The organism is Epilithonimonas zeae (assembly GCF_023278365.1).
Taxonomy (GTDB): domain Bacteria; phylum Bacteroidota; class Bacteroidia; order Flavobacteriales; family Weeksellaceae; genus Epilithonimonas; species Epilithonimonas zeae_A.
In genome coordinates, this window is the sequence record NZ_CP075338.1 from 3,108,421 (window position 1) to 3,126,594 (window position 18,174).

At 35.3% G+C, this 18,174-nt stretch carries 21 protein-coding genes and 2 tRNA genes; 9 read left to right on the forward strand and 14 right to left on the reverse strand.

Features of this window, described 5'->3' with window-relative positions; translation table 11 throughout:
- Positions 1–115: 115 nt before the first annotated feature.
- On the reverse strand, positions 116–964 hold the full coding sequence (locus KI430_RS14105) for a hydroxymethylglutaryl-CoA lyase (protein WP_248875584.1): 849 nt from the start codon (positions 962–964) through the stop codon (positions 116–118).
- Between the two features lie 304 nt (positions 965–1,268).
- Here KI430_RS14105 and pepT point away from each other — a divergent pair, with 304 nt between their 5' ends.
- The 4 genes from pepT to KI430_RS14125 are packed head-to-tail and all read left to right on the forward strand — an operon-like array spanning position 1,269 to position 4,831.
- Positions 1,269–2,519: a peptidase T gene (pepT, locus tag KI430_RS14110; protein ID WP_248875585.1), complete on the forward strand. Its 1,251-nt coding sequence runs from the start codon at positions 1,269–1,271 to the stop codon at positions 2,517–2,519.
- A gap of 27 nt (positions 2,520–2,546) precedes the next feature.
- Positions 2,547–2,966, forward strand: a complete 420-nt coding sequence (locus KI430_RS14115) for a SufE family protein (RefSeq protein WP_248875586.1) — start codon at positions 2,547–2,549, stop codon at positions 2,964–2,966.
- The gene (locus tag KI430_RS14120) at positions 2,967–3,932 is read left to right on the forward strand and encodes a glycosyltransferase family 9 protein (protein WP_248875587.1); all 966 of its coding nucleotides are present in this window, start codon (positions 2,967–2,969) and stop codon (positions 3,930–3,932) included.
- The gene (locus KI430_RS14125) at positions 3,929–4,831 is read left to right on the forward strand and encodes a glycosyltransferase family 2 protein (RefSeq protein WP_248875588.1); all 903 of its coding nucleotides are present in this window, start codon (positions 3,929–3,931) and stop codon (positions 4,829–4,831) included. The genes KI430_RS14120 and KI430_RS14125 overlap by 4 nt, the downstream gene beginning before the upstream one ends.
- Here KI430_RS14125 and KI430_RS14130 read toward each other — a convergent pair.
- The 8 genes from KI430_RS14130 to KI430_RS14165 form a co-directional block, all read right to left on the reverse strand.
- Positions 4,821–5,273: a VanZ family protein gene (locus KI430_RS14130; protein ID WP_248875589.1), complete on the reverse strand. Its 453-nt coding sequence runs from the start codon at positions 5,271–5,273 to the stop codon at positions 4,821–4,823. The two genes, KI430_RS14125 and KI430_RS14130, sit on opposite strands and share 11 nt — an antisense overlap.
- A 271-nt stretch (positions 5,274–5,544) precedes the next feature.
- Positions 5,545–5,619 (reverse strand) — tRNA-Val (locus tag KI430_RS14135).
- Between the two features lie 34 nt (positions 5,620–5,653).
- Positions 5,654–5,728, reverse strand: a tRNA-Val gene (locus KI430_RS14140).
- Positions 5,729–5,778: 50 nt separating this feature from the next.
- Complete coding sequence (locus KI430_RS14145) at positions 5,779–7,011, reverse strand: bifunctional folylpolyglutamate synthase/dihydrofolate synthase (protein ID WP_248875590.1); 1,233 nt, start codon at positions 7,009–7,011, stop codon at positions 5,779–5,781.
- 53 nt (positions 7,012–7,064) lie between these two features.
- Positions 7,065–7,709, reverse strand: a complete 645-nt coding sequence (locus tag KI430_RS14150; RefSeq protein ID WP_248875591.1) for a hypothetical protein — start codon at positions 7,707–7,709, stop codon at positions 7,065–7,067.
- A gap of 1 nt (position 7,710) precedes the next feature.
- Positions 7,711–8,352, reverse strand: a complete 642-nt coding sequence (locus KI430_RS14155; RefSeq protein WP_248875592.1) for a MotA/TolQ/ExbB proton channel family protein — start codon at positions 8,350–8,352, stop codon at positions 7,711–7,713.
- A 102-nt stretch (positions 8,353–8,454) separates the two neighbouring features.
- On the reverse strand, positions 8,455–9,384 hold the full coding sequence (locus KI430_RS14160; protein WP_248875593.1) for a ferric siderophore ABC transporter substrate-binding protein: 930 nt from the start codon (positions 9,382–9,384) through the stop codon (positions 8,455–8,457).
- 74 nt (positions 9,385–9,458) lie between these two features.
- Positions 9,459–9,917: a hypothetical protein gene (locus tag KI430_RS14165; protein WP_248875594.1), complete on the reverse strand. Its 459-nt coding sequence runs from the start codon at positions 9,915–9,917 to the stop codon at positions 9,459–9,461.
- Between the two features lie 215 nt (positions 9,918–10,132).
- Here KI430_RS14165 and KI430_RS14170 point away from each other — a divergent pair, with 215 nt between their 5' ends.
- Both KI430_RS14170 and KI430_RS14175 read left to right on the forward strand, forming a co-directional pair.
- On the forward strand, positions 10,133–11,929 hold the full coding sequence (locus tag KI430_RS14170) for a DUF885 domain-containing protein (RefSeq protein ID WP_248875595.1): 1,797 nt from the start codon (positions 10,133–10,135) through the stop codon (positions 11,927–11,929).
- Positions 11,930–11,933: 4 nt separating this feature from the next.
- Complete coding sequence (locus KI430_RS14175) at positions 11,934–12,530, forward strand: HPP family protein (protein WP_410744660.1); 597 nt, start codon at positions 11,934–11,936, stop codon at positions 12,528–12,530.
- On the opposite strand, the gene KI430_RS14180 is transcribed toward KI430_RS14175, so the two are convergent.
- Positions 12,527–13,153 (reverse strand): endonuclease III domain-containing protein, encoded by a 627-nt coding sequence (locus tag KI430_RS14180; RefSeq protein WP_248875597.1) that lies wholly within the window; start codon positions 13,151–13,153, stop codon positions 12,527–12,529. The genes KI430_RS14175 and KI430_RS14180 overlap by 4 nt on opposite strands.
- Before the next feature lie 36 nt (positions 13,154–13,189).
- On the opposite strand from KI430_RS14180, the gene bcp reads away from it, so the two are divergent.
- From bcp to KI430_RS14195, 3 genes are all read left to right on the forward strand, one after another.
- On the forward strand, positions 13,190–13,636 hold the full coding sequence (gene bcp, locus KI430_RS14185) for a thioredoxin-dependent thiol peroxidase (protein WP_248875598.1): 447 nt from the start codon (positions 13,190–13,192) through the stop codon (positions 13,634–13,636).
- Positions 13,637–13,708: 72 nt separating this feature from the next.
- Positions 13,709–14,713 carry a S41 family peptidase gene (locus tag KI430_RS14190; RefSeq protein WP_248875599.1) on the forward strand — a complete coding sequence of 335 codons (1,005 nt, stop codon included), beginning with the start codon at positions 13,709–13,711 and terminating at the stop codon, positions 14,711–14,713.
- Between the two features lie 82 nt (positions 14,714–14,795).
- A complete protein-coding gene (locus KI430_RS14195) occupies positions 14,796–15,185 on the forward strand; it encodes a VOC family protein (protein ID WP_248875600.1) in 390 nt (129 codons plus the stop codon).
- Here KI430_RS14195 and KI430_RS14200 read toward each other — a convergent pair whose 3' ends face one another.
- The 4 genes from KI430_RS14200 to KI430_RS14215 form a co-directional block, all read right to left on the reverse strand.
- Positions 15,186–15,653 carry a GyrI-like domain-containing protein gene (locus KI430_RS14200; protein WP_248875601.1) on the reverse strand — a complete coding sequence of 156 codons (468 nt, stop codon included), beginning with the start codon at positions 15,651–15,653 and terminating at the stop codon, positions 15,186–15,188.
- Between the two features lie 2 nt (positions 15,654–15,655).
- A complete protein-coding gene (locus KI430_RS14205; protein ID WP_248875602.1) occupies positions 15,656–16,168 on the reverse strand; it encodes a GNAT family N-acetyltransferase in 513 nt (170 codons plus the stop codon).
- Between the two features lie 134 nt (positions 16,169–16,302).
- Positions 16,303–16,806 (reverse strand): GNAT family N-acetyltransferase, encoded by a 504-nt coding sequence (locus KI430_RS14210; RefSeq protein WP_248875603.1) that lies wholly within the window; start codon positions 16,804–16,806, stop codon positions 16,303–16,305.
- 150 nt (positions 16,807–16,956) lie between these two features.
- A complete protein-coding gene (locus KI430_RS14215) occupies positions 16,957–18,027 on the reverse strand; it encodes a calcium:proton antiporter (RefSeq protein ID WP_248875604.1) in 1,071 nt (356 codons plus the stop codon).
- Positions 18,028–18,174 lie beyond the last annotated feature (147 nt).

Genomic DNA, 18,174 nt, shown 5'->3' on the forward strand with positions numbered 1-18,174 from the left:
CGCTAGTTTTTTAATTGTTTTTTCTGTAATAAATTTACATCATTTTTTTGAATTTGAAAATCCTGAATATCAATAATTATTAAAATATGATTTAATTTATATTCTGAATATTAATTTAAAAATGAAAAATATCTTTCGCCATATTATAAGCACTTTCAAAATGAAGCAAATTCTGATGAATATCGATTTTCTCAGATGACATAAATGTAAAAACCTTTTCAGTCGGCATATTTCCCACCAAATCATCTTTCGCCATCGGACAACCACCAATTCCTTTTATAGCGCTGTCAAATCTTCTGCAGCCTTCGTCATAAGCCGCTTTCAGTTTGATGTAAGAATCTTCGTATCGATTATGAAAATGTGCTCCGAAATTTATAGTAGGATATTTTGCAGGAATTTTATTAAACAAAAGCGAAATTCTTTCCACGTCGCCAGCACCAGTTGTGTCAGATAAAAGAACATCTTTGATTCCAATTTCCTCAAAACGTTTTGCCCAAAAGTCCACATCTTTCCATTTCCAGCTTTCTCCATAAGGGTTTCCAAAAGCCATCGAGAAATAGAGATTCAATTGTCTGCCTTCAGATTTTGTTAACTCTAATATATTCACCACTTCAGTAAAAGCTTCTTCTCGACTTTTATTAGTATTTCTATGCTGGAATGTTTCAGAAATTGAGAAAGGAAAACCCAGAATGTCGACTTGTTCGTGACTCAAAGCCTTTTCGGCACCACGAAGATTGGCTACAACCACAGACAGTTTTGTGTTGGAAAGCGATTTGTCAATTTCGTCCACCACAATTCCGGAATCAGCCATTTGAGGCATCGTTTTCGGGTTCACGAAGCTTCCGCAATCCAAGACATCAAAACGTACCTCCATCAATCGGTTGATGTAATCTATTTTTTTCTGCGTGGGAATCATTTCTCCCCAGCCTTGCATCGCGTCGCGCGGACACTCGGTTAAGAACATTTGTATCGTTTTTTATAATTATTTGGGCGTGCCCTTTTGTCCCGATTCTATCGGAACAAGCAGGTCGCGCTTTCCGCTATATCTTTTTCTTTGTAAACCTTCATCCTTCAGGCTTGCAAAGAAAAAGGATGCCGCTGCAATCGCTCACGCGTGAGATTCTGCGTTCCAACAGGACTCATCGGCGCTCGCTTCGCTCGCGCAAACAAACATTCAAGACTTTGATAATTCACAACTTATCAATCATCAGATATTATTTGTCGTTCACTGCATAAATATATAACTTTGCGGAGATATAGCAAATTATATGGAAAACATCCAATTAGACGGTATTTGGAGAGAAAAACTCCTTAATAGATTTATCACGTACATCAAGATATTTTCAACCAGCGACGCAGAAAGTGAGACTACACCTTCTACAGAAAGGCAATGGGATATTGCCAATTATCTGTACAAAGAATTGCAGGATTTGGGATTGGAAGATGTGAGCATCGATGAAAAAGGATACGTTTTTGGATTCATTCCCTCTAACAAAGAAGAGAAAGTTCCGCAAGTAGGATTCATTGCACATTACGATTCGTCTCCGGATTTCAACGGTGAGAATGTGAATCCGCAGATTTGGGAAAATTATGATGGCGAAGATTTGTTACTTAACAAAGAAACAGGATTCACTTTGTCCTCAACCAAATTTGAATCTTTAAAAAAATATATCGGACAAACCATCATCACAACAGACGGAACAACATTGTTAAGTGCTGATGATAAAGCCGGCGTTGCAGAGATTGTAACGGCAGCAGAATTTCTTTTGGCTAATCCACAAATCAAGCACGGACGAATTTCTATCGGATTCAATCCGGATGAAGAGATTGGAAGAGGCGCGCATCACTTTGATGTAGAAAAATTTGGAGCTGAGTGGGCATATACAATGGACGGCGGAGAAATAGGGGAATTGGAATATGAAAACTTCAATGCTGCCGGAGCTGTGGTTAAAATCCACGGATTGTCTGTTCATCCAGGTTATTCTTTTGGAAAAATGCTGAATGCGGGATTAGTTGCATCAGAATTCATCAACTCACTGCCGGCTAATGAAACACCAGCTACAACAAAAGGTTTTGAAGGGTTTTTCCATCTGACAGATTTCGAAGGTGATGTTTCAGAGGCTAAACTTCAATACATTATCCGTGATCATGATGACCAAAAATTTGAAGACAGAAAAAAACTGATTGCAGAAAAAGTAGAAGCAATCAACAAAAAGTATGGAGAGAAAACTGCTGAGATAGAAATCAAGCAGCAATATCTCAATATGAAAAAGCAATTCGAAGGCAAAATGCACATCGTAGATATTGCAGAACAGGCAATGAAAGATTCCGGAATCGAGCCGAAAATCAAAGCGATTAGAGGTGGGACAGACGGTGCGCAGTTGTCTTATATGGGATTGCCTTGCCCCAATATCTTTGCAGGTGGACACAACTTCCACGGACCTTATGAATTTGTACCTTTGGAAAGTATGCTAGCAGCTGTTAAAGTGATTGCAAATATTGCTCAATCGGTAAAATAATTTAATTTTAATTCAAATCAATTCTGAATGACAATCAAAGAAAAACAACAGGAATTAATAGAAGAATTCGCCTTTCTGGACGATTGGGAGCAGAAGTATGAATATATCATAGACCTTGGCAAAGAATTAAAAGGACTTCCTGAGGATAAAAAAACAGACGAAAATCTAATCCGAGGTTGCCAATCCAAAGTTTGGATTGATGCAGAATTTACAGATGGTAAATTGTTTTTCAATGCAGATTCTGACGGGATTTTGCCAAAGGGAATTGTTTCACTTTTGGTAAGAATCTACAGCGGACACTCTACACAAGAGATTTTGGATTCTGATTTTGATTTCATTTCAGAAATCGGGTTACAGGAATTTTTGTCTCCGTCAAGAGCGAATGGCTTGATGGCAATGACGAAACAGATCAAATTTTACGCAATTGCATTTCAACTAAAGAAGTAGGTGAAAAGAATTCTGGCATATCGTTTTTCGGCATTTGGAGATGTAGCAATGACAGTTCCTGTTTGTGTTGAGTTTCTAGAGCAGAATCCTGATGTAGAAATTGTATTCGTCAGTAGGGATAACTTCAAAGACCTTTTTGACAAACATCCACGACTGAAATTCCACGGAGTCAGTTTCGATGATTACAAAGGTGTTTTCGGAATCAGAAAACTGACAAAACACTTGATCAAGCAATTCAATCCAGATTATGTGGCTGATCTCCACGACGTAATTAGGACGAAAATGATTAATTCCATTTTCTTCAGGCACGGCTACAAAATTTTTCAAATTGATAAAGGAAAGGAAGAGAAAGAACGACTGACAGATGTTTGGAATCTTGATAAATTTCCTTTGAAAAGAACCGTTGAACGTTACGCGGATGTTTTCAGGAGAATGGGATTTAATGTTGAATTATCTCATCAGTTAAGAAATCAATCTAAAAACAAAAAAGATATTGGTTTCGCACCTTTTGCTCAACACAAAGGGAAAATGATGCCTGAAGAAAAATCTTTTGAACTGGCAAGGATTCTTGCAAGAACTCACAAAGTTTATTTTTTCGGAGGTGGAAAAGAGGAAAACGAAATTCTCACAAAATGGGAAAAACAAATTCCAAACACCCATAGCTTGTCCGGGAAATTGACACTTAAGGAAGAGTTGCAAAAAATATCCGAGTTAGAATTGATGATTTCTATGGACTCAGCGAATATGCATTTGGCCAGTTTGATGGGAACCAGATGTATCTCCGTTTGGGGTTCTACTCATCATTATGCAGGCTTTTTGGGCTACGGACAAAGTGAAGATGACATTGTCCACGTTAAAGATTTGTCCTGCAGACCTTGCTCTGTTTTTGGTGATAAAGCTTGTTTCCGGGGCGATTATGCTTGTCTCGAGGAATTAGACATTCAGAAAATTATAGACAAAGTATGAAGCTCAGTATTTGTATTCCTGTCTATAATTTCGATGTGAATGATTTGGTGAATGACCTTCATAATCAGATTAATTCAAATCAATTGGATGCCGAAATTATCATCATCGATGATGCTTCTAAAGCTGAATTCATTAATAAAAATAAAAATTTAGAAAAGACTGTCAGTCAGTTTATTTTCCTCGAAAAAAATATTGGACGTTCTAAAATCCGAAATCTATTTCTTAAATATACTCAGTCAGAATATTTACTTTTTCTTGATTGTGATGGAAAAATCATCAGTCAAAATTTTCTTAAAAATTATATCGATTTTATTAACGCTAAAAATCCCGACGTCGTTTTTGGTGGCAGAAAAGTGAGTGATGTAAAGCCTTCTGCAGAATATGGACTTAGATGGAGATTCGCAGTAGAAAGGGAGAATCTGCCTTTAAAACAACGTTTGAAATCTCCTTATTTGGATTTTCAGACTAATAATTTTATTGTTAGAAAATCGGTATTAGAAAAGAATCCTTTCAATGAAACGATTACGCAATATGGTTACGAAGATTTGATTTTTGCGAAAGACCTTTTCAAAAACAAAGTTTTTATTGACCATATCGATAATCCGATTTTCAATAATGATGTAGAGACCAATGAGGTTTTTCTTGCTAAAGCCGACCAATCTGCAAAAAGTCTTTCTCAATTGATTAAAAGTGATAAAGACGTAGAAAGAATCTCTAAAATAAAGCTTGCAAAAGCTTATTCCAGATTGAAAAAAACAGGCGGAATTTTTCTTTATAGATTGATTTATAAATTATCCAAACCTTACTTACAAAAAAAGCTTTTAGGAGGAAATGCCTCACTAAAAGCTCTTGATTTTTATAAATTGGGCCAACTTATTTATTATATGTCTAAGTCGTAAGTGGCTTTTCGTAATTCAATTCTAGTCTGATATCAGATATATTCAACCATTTTGCTATCTGTAAAGCAAAATATCCAATCAGCATTCCAAAAGTATTCAAGAAAACATCATCAATATCAGCTGTTCCTCTAGCTGTATAGTATTGTAAAAGTTCTATCGTAGAAATTCCACAAATAAATAAAAAGAATAACAATGGTAAATTATTGAGTTTTCTGATTAATAAGCCAAGTCCACCAAATGGAATGAATACCAAAATATTACCAACGATATTAATCATAAATTTTTCCGAGAAGAAGTTGTTATATCGCAAAAAGTAAGTGATACTTTGAAGCGGATTGAGTTGTAAGAATCCAAATTCAGGATGACGTCCACAACCGTAAAACATCATATATAATAGAAAAATAGTGTAAAAGGGAATTAACACTGCATAATATCTTTTCATAGGTTTCCTTTTGAGAGGATTAGTAATTAAAAGAGTTTTATACCAGAAAAATAGGTTGCAACAATTTTATCTGCTGTACTCATCAAAAATCTTTCCAAAATTCAAATATTAAACAGTTGATTAACTTTTTATGTGAAATTTAACATTACGTTAAACTGAAAAATGAAAATTAACAAAATTTTAAGAACAAGATTTTTAAAAATCGAAATTGAAGAAGAATAGGATATAAATAAAAAAATCTCAGATTTCTCTGAGATTTTCCTTTGAAGGGTGGGCCCTGAGGGATTCGAACCCCCGACCCTCTGGGTGTAAACCAGATGCTCTGAACCAACTGAGCTAAGAGCCCTTAATTTTTTTTGAAAAGGTTGTTTCCTTTTTTGTGGGCCCTGAGGGATTCGAACCCCCGACCCTCTGGGTGTAAACCAGATGCTCTGAACCAACTGAGCTAAGAGCCCGCAACGTGTTACCGTTTTGAGTGGTGCAAATATACAACTTATAACTATATTCACAAATTTTTTTCTAAAAAATCTCCGACTACAAAGTTGCTTCCGCCCACAAAAATCAATTCGTCTTCTTTACAATTCTGTTTTGCAGCAAGATAGCCAGTTTGAACCGAATCGAAAATTTTATAATTCAAATTAGATTTTTTGAGTAAATCTTCATAATCTTCCGGATGTCTTCCTCTGCTAACGCTTGGTTTCACAAAATAGAATCGAGCTTCCGAAGGCAACATTGGAATGACTTCATCGATTTTTTTGTCATTCACAAATCCTAAAACAATATGTTTTTGTTGTGAATATTCATTGAGTTGTTTGAAAACTTCTTCCAAACCAGCTTGATTGTGTCCTGTATCACAAATGGTTAAAGGTTCTTTTGAAAACTCAAACCAACGACCGATGAATTTTGTGTTTTGATGAACATTCAAAAGTCCCGATTTTAGATTTTCATCAGTAATGTTAAGTCCTTGTTTCTTTAATTCATTAACCAAAGCCAAAACTACTCTGATATTTTTCTTCTGATAGTTACCTTTTAAATCTGAAACTAAATCTGTTTTTATCTCTGTTGCATCAATAAAATCAGTTTTGACTTCAGTTGCCTTTTGTTGGATAATTTCCTTTACAATAGGATTTTCATCTCCCGAAATTACCGCAATATTTTCTTTGACGATTCCAGCTTTCTCAAAAGCAATTTTTTCAATCGTGTCACCTAAAATATTCTGATGGTCAAGTTGAACATTGGTGATGGCTGAAACCAAAGGTTTGATGATGTTTGTTGAATCTAATCGTCCGCCTAGACCAACTTCGATGATTGCAAAATCAACATTTTGCTGATAAAAATATTCGAAAGCCATTATCGTCGTAAATTCAAAAAAAGAAGGCCGAATATCTTCTGGTAAATGCTTAAGTTTTAGGATAAAACCGTAAACAAATTCTTTATCACAATTCTTTCCATTGATTTTGATTCTTTCTGTAAAATCAATTAAATGTGGCGAATTATAAAGTCCGATTTTATAACCAGATTCCTGAAGAACCGACGCTAACATGTTGCTTGTGGAACCTTTTCCATTTGTTCCGCCAATATGGATTGTTTTGATTTTGTCTTGTGGATTTCCAAAAAAAACACACAATTTTTTGATGTTATCGAGTCCTGGTTTATAGGCTTTTTCGCCGTCAATTTGGTAGTTCGGAGCCTGAATAAAAAGCCAGTCTACAGCTTCCTGATATTCTTGTGAAGTCATATTTCAAAATGAAATACAAATTTAGAAATATGGAGAATTAAAAAGAATAAAATCTAAAAATTAATCGTGTAAGTTCCCTGCGAAATATTCTGAGATTTTTTGGCTTTCACATATTGCTTTGTCCAAATCACGGCTGCTGTGATATTACAGGCATCTTTGATTCCGCTGCTTCGTCCTGCATTGGTTACATTTCCGGCTTTATCAACCGTAATGAACATCACCAATTGACCTTTGGTTTTGCAATTGTGAGAAGGTAATTTTCCCGCTTTTCCCATTGTTCCAGGAATGAAACCTGTAAGAATTCTGTCTTTCCCTATTTTAGTGATTTTATCATCCTTAGAATCTGGAGTTGTAGTCTCTTTTTTCTCTTCTTTTTTGGCGAGTTTCTTATCTTCTTTCTCAGTTTTTGATGGTTTCTTCTTTTCTTCTTTTACTGCTGCAGACGTTTCTTTTGCTAGAGCAACTGTATCGGGAGGTAAAACTTCTACATCTGGGACATAGATTTCCGGTTTTACGACAGAATCTGCTTTGGGTTGTTCTATTGGTTTTGGAGTTTCTGCAATAACAGGTTTGGGTTGTTCGGAAGCTTTGTAATAAAGAGAATTGAATGAAAATAAAAGCACAAAAAACAACAGCGCAACTACATAAAAAGCAATTGGCAAACCGGATAATTTTTTTGTTCTTCTTCGGAATTCCATCTTAAGAAGGTTTGTTGATGATGTCTAGAAACTCATTGGTGTGATACTGAATTTTCATCAACAGATAATCAACCTTTCCAACCAAAACATTATGGAAAATGTAAGACATAAATCCAACGATAAGACCAACAACCGATGGTGCTAAAGCTTTATAGAAATTAGCAGCTAAAAGATTTTGAGCAACAACAGTATCAGTTTTTGATAAAGTTCCGAAAGTGGAAGCCAAAATCAAAACACCGCCGAGAAGCCCCAACATAGGAGCTGCACCGGAAAGTGTTGCCAAATAATTGATGTTTTTTTCAGCTTTGTTGAGTTCTATCTGAGCGTGGGTTTCCATTGCATTGGCGATTTCGCTCACAGGTCTTCCCAATCTGGAAAGTCCTTTTTCTACACTTCTGGATTCTGGAGAATTATCTCTTCTGCAAAAATCTACCGCAGATTGTATTCTGCCGTCATTCAAGAGGTCATTGACATTTTTCAAAAGATAAGGGTCAACCTGATTTTCTCTGTTGAGCGCGTATAATTTCTGTCCAAAAAAAACTAAGGCTGCAATTCCCGAAAATATTAAAATGATGATAAGAGAAACACTCAATAAGCCTCCACCAAAAAGGAATTCCCAAATAGAAATATTTTGATTTGCCATAGTTTTGTCTGTTATTTTATAGTTTCAAATTTATGAATTAGTTGATGATTAATCCGAATAGATGACTAATGAATTTACGAAAAATGATTATTAATAGGAATTTTAAAAAGTAATCTTATAAGTTCCTTTGGACGAGACATTTGCCGCTTCGGCTTTCACGTATTGTTTTACCCAGCTTACAGCGGTATTCATTACACAAGGGTCAGAAACACCGCTTAATCGTCTTGCGGAAGTGACTTTTCCGGACTTGTCGACAGTGTAAGAAATTGTAATACTTCCACTTGCAGAGCAATCGTGGTTTGGTTGTGCGCCGCCTCTTCCCATTGTTCCAGGAATGAAACCTGTTAATTTTCTATCAATTCCGATTAAACTATTTCCATCGCCGTCTCCGCCAAGAGGGTCGCCATAATTTCCAGGTCCGGTTCCGTTGCCCTGTGAGCCGGATTTTGTTCCTCGTCCTTTCAATAGATTCCCGATAGCAGCATTCCCTTTTCCATCTCCAGTCGCATTTTCTTTTTTGATATCCCCTTTTGCGTTGGTCTTTCCGGTTACTGTTTTTGTAGAATTGGCAACAACAGGAGAGTTGGTCTTATCATTAGCTTTTTTAGTGGCTACCGGTGGATTTTTGGTTCTGGTTGGGATAGGAACTGTATTTTCAGGAATGTCTTTTTCTACTTTTTCTTTTGAAGCTTTAGCAACTTCTGTTACAACTTCCTTTTCCTCTTTCTTTTCAACGATTGGGGCTGGACTTCCTTCTTCCTCTTTTGGTTCTTCAGCACCTTTTCCGTTTCGGTTATCGCCATAATTGATGCGCATTTCCGTCAATTCTACAGGAATGATATTCTCACTATTAACAGCAGTTGCCTTTTTAGTTTTAATTAAAGAAGCCGGAAGAAAAAATAAAACAGAGAACAGGAAAACGCCTACTACCAAAGCCTTGGTAAGCGTAAAATCATAATGTTTGCGGAAGGCATAAGCGCCGTAAGCTTTATGTCTCTCTTCGAAAATAATATCATCCAGGTCCTGATACATTGGCAATGGCTTGTTAGCGTTATAATATTGTTTTTATAACGATTCGTAAATATAAATATTATTTTCGGAAAGGATTAATCGTCAACTTCTATCTCATCCGGACGGAAGTGGCATTTTAATTTGAAAGGGATAGGGTTTTCAGAACCAGTATAGAAATCAGTGATTTGTCCTGTCCAAGAAAGCTGAAGGTCACCGGTTTCATTTTTATCAAACTTCAGTTCATTCTCGAACAAGAATGCCTCTTCATCATCAAAAAGGTCAACTTCTGTGAAAACTTCATCATCTGTATCCTCTATGAGGAACGTTTGTCCTTCTAATTCAGATGTTGTAACAGGAAATTCTATAATGTCTAAAGATAATTGCGGGAAATTGTATTGTAAAGAATCATCGTCCACGTGGTCCAATGAGTCGTTTGTGATAATCTCAACTTCCAAAAAATTCTGCGAGTTGATATAAACAGACTTGCAATAAGTGCTATCGATGAAATATTTCAGAGTTTCCTCTGGGTGATAAATCTTTAAGATTCCTTTCATTTTAAGGATAATAGATTATTATAAATTTTTAATTGTGCTGAACAAAGATAAAAAATTGAATGAATTTGAAAAATTTTTATTAATTATTTTTGATAATAATCATAAGAATTGGTGTGTCTGTTGATGTTTTGTTAATATATGATGACTTTGCCCTGCAAATGAGAGGGTGGATTCCTGACTTTAAAATATTATATTTACACTACAAAATTGACAAAATGAAATTTTTTTACAAAATATTGCTGCTCATAGGATTGTCTATCAATATTATTTCCTGTAAAAAAGGAGATTCTCCGATGGTGAAGAATGAAGGATTCAGTACTTCTGATTTGGACTCTATCGCAGCTAATTATTATGAAGAATATTTGAAATTATATCCTCTGGAAGCTACTTCACAAGGAGACGAAAGATATAATGACCTTTTGCCAAATAATCTGAGCCAGGATTTTATCAAAAAAGAAATTGCATTTTATAATTCGGTTCAGAATCAATTGAAGTCGATTGATTATAATAGTTTGGGTAATGATCAGAAAGTAGTTTTTGATGTTCTTGAATATACATTGATCGACAAACAAGAGCGTTATGCTTATCATCCAGAATATATTCCTTTCACACAATTCGATGGTTTGCCTCTGACTTTTCCTATGTTAGGAAGTGGAAGCGGAATTCAGCCTTTCAAAACCGAAAAAGATTATGATAATTGGTTGAAAAGAGTTGATGAATTTCCTCTTTGGATGGATTCTGCTATTGAGAATTTTAGATTAGGAATTAAAAATAATGTGGTGCTTCCAAAATCATTAGTGCTGAAAATGATTCCACAAATGAAAGCCGATGAAATCACAACTTTCGAAATCGATAAAAATATTTTCTACGGTCCTATAAAAAACCTTCCGAAAGATTTCAAACCTGTTATTGCGAACAAATATACCAAGCTTTACCAAGATGCCATTAAGAATAAATTGATTCCGGCTTATCTTAAAATGGCGGATTTCTTAGAAAAAGAATATTTGCCAAAAGCTAGAACGACAGATGGTTATGGAGCTTTACCAAACGGAAATAATATCTACGCTTATTATGTGAAAAGCTGGACAACAACTAATAAAGCACCAGAAGAAATCCATAAAACCGGACTTTCTGAAGTTGAAAGACTCAGAAATGATATGGAGAAAGTGAAAGCTCAAGTCGGTTTCAAGGGTTCTTTGGAAGAATTCCTGAATTATGTAAAAACCGACCCAAAAGCAATGCCTTATAAAACTTCGGCAGAAGTGTTGGCAGGATTTCAATCCATCCTGGATAAAATCACACCGAAGTTGAAAACGATGTTCAATGTAACGCCGAAAACACCTTTTGAAATTCGTCAAACCGAAAAATACCGTGAAGCCAGCGCCAGTGCGGAATATATTCAGGGAAGTGCAGACGGGAAGCGTCCCGGGATTTTTTATATACCGATTCCTGATCCGGCAAAATTCAATGTGACTTCCGGGATGGAATCTCTTTTCCTTCACGAAGCGATTCCTGGACATCATTATCAGGTTTCTCTGCAACAGGAAAATACCAAGTTGCCTAAGTTTATGAGATTCGGTTGGATTGGTGCTTATGGTGAAGGTTGGGCATTGTACTGTGAATCATTAGGTTCAGAATTTGGACTTTATACCGACCCTTATCAAAAAATGGGTTCTTTGAGTGATGAAATGCTGAGAGCTGTTCGCCTTGTGATTGATACTGGAATTCATACAGGACAAATGTCTCGCGAAGAAGCGATTAAATATTTCTTGAGCAATGTTGCTTATGATGAAGCCGGCGCAACCGCAGAAGTGGAGCGTTATATGGCTTTGCCTGGACAAGCTTTGAGTTATAAAACGGGTGCAATGAAAATCCGTGAGTTGAGAAATAAATATCAAAAAGAGCAAGGAAAGAAATTCAATCTGGCATCTTTCCACGATGAGGTTTTAAGTCAAGGTTGTCTTCCACTAGAAGTGTTGGAACGTAAAATGGAACTTTGGGCAAAGAAATAAAATGATGAGGAAACATATTAGAAGAAGGCTTAGACACACAAAATACATTTTTTATCAGGAAACCTTAGTCGATTTCAAAGACCATTTTTGGTCATTTCTAGGCGCTTTTTTCGGGATTGGATTAATTGCATTTTTACAGTCTCAACATTTGACCGAGATTGAAAACGTTTTTCTGATTGGCTCATTCGGCGCATCGAGTGTTTTGGTTTACGGCGCTGTAAATAGTCCTTTAGCTCAACCCAGAAATCTCATTGGCGGACACGTTTTGTCAGCTTTAGTTGGTGTGACAGCGTATAAATTCTTACCGGATATTCTTTGGTTAAGCGCTTCCATTGCTGTTGCTTCATCAATTGTTGTGATGCAAATTACCAAAACAATGCATCCGCCAGGTGGTGCAACGGCTTTGATTGCAGTTCTTCCGGCTGGGAAAATTCAGGCATTAGGATATTGGTATGTAGTGTCGCCGGTTTTGAGTGGCGTTTTGATTTTATTGATGATGGCTTTGATTTTCAATAATATTCCGAAAGGGAGGAAATATCCGCATCATGTTAAGCAAACCAAATATTTTCATATGAGGAGAATGTTGAAGAGAAAACATTAAGCTTTTTCTGGAAACAATAATTTCGGAATAAAATCCTTTTCCTTATTGCCTCTCGCTGGAGAATATTCTCGCCCGTAAAAAATAATCTGAAGGTGCAATTTGTTCCAAACGCTTTCATTCCAAAGACTTTTTGCATCTCTTTCGGTTTCGATAACATTTTTTCCTGAGGTTAATTTCCATTGTGTCATCAATCTGTGGATATGTGTATCAACGGGAAACGCTGGAAAGCCGAATCCCTGACTCATCACCACAGAAGCTGTTTTGTGACCAACACCAGCCAGACTTTCCAATTCTTCATAAGTTTGTGGTACTACAGAATTGAATTTTTCCACCAAGACTTCTGCCATTTTTTTTAGGTTTTTCGCTTTGGAATTCGAAAGCCCGATTTCTTTAATTAGTTCCTTGATTTCTTCAACGCTCAACTTGGCCATTTTCTCAGGTGTATCAGCAACTGCGAAAAGAGAAGGCGTGACCTGGTTCACTTTTTTGTCCGTTGTCTGTGCAGAAAGAGCAACTGCAACCATCAGAGTATAAGCGTCTTTGTGGTCCAACGGAATCGGAACTTCGGGATATAATTTTTCTAATTCTTCCTGAACAATCTTGGCTCTTTGCTTTTTCGTCATTTTGATGGTAAATTTGTCTCAACAAAAATAGAAATTATGTTGAACGTTGGCGATTCTTTACCAGAATTTATTAGAATTAATCAGGAAGGAAAAAATATAGATTCAGAAAAACTAAAAGGCAAAAAATTGGTTGTTTTCTTTTATCCGAAAGCAAGCACACCTGGTTGTACTGCCGAGGCTTGTAATTTGAGAGATAATTATTCGGATTTGAAAAAGAAAGGTTTTCAATTATTAGGAGTTAGTGCAGATTCTGTGAAGCGTCAGAAAAACTTCAGTGATAAAAATGAGTTGCCATTTGATGTTATTGCGGATGAAAATCACGATATCATTGACAAATTTGGGGTTTGGCAGTTGAAGAAGTTTATGGGCAGAGAGTTTATGGGAATTGTGAGAACGACTTTTGTTTTTGATGAAAACGGAATTTGTACTCAGGTTATCGATAAAGTGAAAACCAAAGACCACGCTGCACAGATTCTAGATTAATTAAATCTTAATCTATAAAATTATAATGTCACTTTTAAATAATTATTAATTGAAAACTAAATAAACTCTTCTATGAATAAATATTTCTTGTTATGCTGTATTTTAGTTTTCCAAATTTCTTATTCTCAGACTTTTAAAAATGATTCTGTAAAACAATTTATTGATAAATCTTTTACGTTAATACAATCACATTCAATAAATGTAGAAGATTTGGAAAAAATTAAGAGTGATTTATATTCCAAATCTGAAAATCTGTCTTCGGTAGATGAATTGGTACCTTTATATGAAGATGTTTTTCAAAAATTAAATGACCATCACGGAGGCTTAAAATATAAAGGCAAAACATATGGCTGGCAAAAACCATTAGTTTCTAACAACTCTTATTTGAAAGAAAAGATAAAGACTGAAAAGACAGTTCACAGTAAAGTCATTGATAAAAAGTATGGGTATATAAGAATTCCGGGCAATAATGACTTTTCTTTTAAAAAAGTTGACAGTCTTGCAGATGATATTGTTTCGCACATCAATGCCGTGAATTCCAACAAAATTAAAGGCTGGATTATTGACCTAAGATTGAACACAGGCGGAAATATGTATCCCATTCTCCTTGGTTTGAAAAATTTCATTGGACGTAATTTAGTCTTTGGAGGTTTCAAAGATGCCAAAAATCAACCTAGTGGAAAATGGGAGATATATCAGGACAAAATGCTGATTGATGGTGTTGAGTTAGAACATAAAAAAGCTTTAGAATATCCCATAAGAGAAGCTATACCAGTAATTATTTTGACAAGCTGTTACACAGCCAGTGCTGGGGAAATGACGGCTATTTCCTTTGTTGGGCGCAAAAAGACTTTTATAGTTGGAGAACCAACTGCGAATTATACGACAGCTGTACAGGGTTTTAAAATCAATAATATAGCAGGTATTAATCTGTCAACAGATTATGTGATAGATAGAAACCAAAAGGTTTATAAAAACAATGTAATCCCTGATTTTGAGATTATAGGTGGTGATGATTTGAAGAACTTAGAAAATGACCATAAAATTATTAAGGCGTTGCAGTTATTAAAAAGATAGTTTACAGTTACAAAATAAAACCATTAAAATCTGAAATTCAGAAATGGCTCAAAGATAAATTAATTACTAAAAATAAAATGAAATGAGAATTGATCATATTGCCTTTTGGGTAAAGGATTTGGAGATGATGAGGTCTTTTTATGAAACTTATTTTGACGCCATTTCCAACGAAAAATATATCAATCCGATTAAAAAATTCGAATCCTATTTTCTGAGTTTTGAAAATGGTTCTCGCTTGGAAATAATGTTTCGACCGGACATTACCGAAGCCAATAATCATAATGAAGTCCAGAAATTAGGATTGATTCATCTCGCTTTTTCGACGGGAAGTAAAGAGAAGGTGAATGAATTGACAGAAAGACTTAGAAATGACGGTTTTGAAATCATTGGAGAACCGAGAACGACAGGCGACGGTTATTACGAAAGCGTCATTCTGGATCCGGAAAATAATATCATCGAGATTACAGAATAACTATTTTATCGGAATCCAAATCTCTTCCTCAGCAGAATCATCGTTCGGATTATAATGGTCACCGAAAATTTCAAAATGAGGTCTGTTATCAACCTCGAAGTGATTTTCCGGAATGAAATTTTGAAACAGATATCGGAAAAGTTCCGGTCCGTTTTCCGCTTTTCCTTTGTAGTTGAAAACAAGATATTTTCCACTTTCTAAGTCAAACAATTCAAAATCATTTGGAATATTATCATAATTAGAGACTTCAGCCAAAGCATATTTTGTGAAAGTTTGATTCGGTGTAAAATTCTCCGGATAGATTTGAAGCGAGAATAATCGATTCGGAATTCGATTGGTGATTTCATTTCTTCTCATCATCAATTTCTTCCAGATAATAGGTGTTTTATCGTCCTGAAAAGAAGTTGTAATGCTGAATCCAATCAGTTTTTTTGATTCAATAATTTCGATGCGGTGTGGTAAATTCATTATTATAAATTGAGTTCATAGAGATTAAGATCAACATCATCATTCGGAATTCTTACCACTTGTTTGAATTTCAGTCCCAATTTTTCAATTAATTTAATTGAAGAGAAATTCTCTGGTAAAGTAATCGCACTGACTTTTTTAATTCCAAAATCATTGATTCCGATATCCATCACTTTTTTGGCGGATTCGTACGCGTAACCTTTTCCCTCATATTCTTCCAAAAATGCAAAACCAATATCAACACCGTCAATTCCTTCTCTATCATATAAACCAACAGTCCCGATTTTCGCATTGTTGGATTTCAGAATTATAACACAATTTCCAAAGCCAAGTCTTTCAATATTGGGTAGATTCTTTTCTCGGATATATTTCTGAGCGTCCTCAAGACTGTGAATATTTCTATCGCCGATATTTTTCAGCCATTTTTCTGTGTTGACCAATTGCATCATAAATTCAGCATCATCGATATCGACAAGCTTTATGATAAGGCGTTCCGTTTCGTAAGTTTTTGACATTAATTATTAGAATATTTTAATCATATAGGAACATTGAAGCGAAATATTAAAATTAGTAAAAAGATTAAATAGAGTAATGTGTTTAATTATTTAAACTTAATCTAAAAATAGAAAGCTGTGCTTATGTGGTAATATTAATTTTCATAATATCTTAATTCCTCATTATCATCAGGGAAAATGACGTATTTCTGGAACTTCAAACCCAATCTTTCAATCAATTTTTGAGAAGAAATATTTTCGTCAGAAGTCATTGCTGATATTTTTGTCAAGCCGAAATTACTGGCAACTAATTCTTTTAGTTTCGAAGCTGATTCATAAGCAAACCCCTTACCTTCAAAATCCGGAAAGAAAGAAAAACCAATATCAGGAACTTCGATACCTTCTCGGACAAATACGCCAACAGCACCGATTTTTTTGTCAAGCTCTTTATGAATCACAACATAATTTCCGTAACCTAACTTTTCAATGTGAGGGAGAAATCTGTCCTTAATATATTGTTCTGCATCTTGTTTGGTGCGGAGCTTTCGGTCGCCAATATGTTTGATGAATGAAGGTAAATTATATAATTCTAGAAAGAAATCTGCATCGTCTAGGTCTGCGACTTTCATTCTTAATCGTTCGGTTTCGAAGGTTTTCATTTAGTTTTAATGGTCTTAAATATTTTTTAAATTTAAAGATTTGGTTCAATAATTTTCAAAAAATATTATTCTAAAGTTTTTGATTTAAATTAAACTATTTGCTTCAGGTTTGTTTCAGATCTAAAATTTCATCAATCAAAATTAAAAATTTTAAGGAACGATAACGGTAAAAATATAAGCGAAAAGATTAACCAAGAGTACAACGCCGTAAAGAATATTAGTTTTTCCTCGGTTTAAGGACAACATTACGGTGTAAAGCGACAGGGCAAGTAAAACCATTGATTTGATATCGAGTCCAAGTAATAAAGGCATTTCGTAGATAATGGAAACTACTGCAACGCAAGGAATTGTCAATCCGATACTCGCAATAGCTGAACCTAAAGCCAGATTTAAACTTGTTTGAAATTGATTTCTTCTTGCTGCTTTTATCGCCGCCATTCCTTCCGGTAAAAGGACAACAGCTGCAATGATTACCCCGACTAATGCTTGTGGTGCTCCAAAGTTATGAACCATATTTTCGATTTGTGGAGACAAAGCTTTTGCTAGAAATACCACGACGCCCAAACAGATAATCAGGAAAATCAAGCTCATTGTACTTTCGAAGTTGGTTGGTGGTTCTGCATGTGGCTCATCATCGTTTTCCGGAAGAAAATAATTTCTGTGTCTTACAGTTTGAACCATCAAAAATGTACTGTAAATCACGAGAGACGCTACGGAGAAGAATATGAGTTGCGCTTTGCTAAATGTTGCTGAAAGCTCGCTAGTTGTATAATTAGGTAAAATCATAGTCATTACGACAATTGCAACGAGACTGATTAAAGCCATATTTCCGGAAGTTCTGGCAAAGAATTGTTCTTTGAATTTGATGCTGCCCACCAAAAGACAAGCACCGAGAATTCCGTTCAAAATCAACATTACTGCGGCAAAAACCGTATCTCTTGCGAGTGTATGAGTTTCTTTTCCTCCGGCTACCATTAATGATACTATTAATCCTACTTCCAAAACCGTAATGGCAATTGCAAGAATGATGGTTCCAAATGGTTCACCTACTTTATGTGCTACAACTTCTGCGTGATGAACGGCTCCTAGAACAGAAGTGATTAACAGAACGCCACCTAACACAGCCAACAAAGGACTGTCGTCTGTAACGCCAAGCAGATAGTAAATTAATGATAAGAGCGGGAAAATAAAGGACCAATGAAGTAAGGATTTTAAACTCATAAAAAATGATTTCTCTAATTTACAAAAAATTACTGAAAATGGTTTTGAGAGAATGCTGCAACAAAAAAGCCACCAAACTTTTTCTTAAACCAGTTTAAGTTTTTTAAAATCTAGTAATCCGAAATTTGTTGAATAATTAATCAAAAA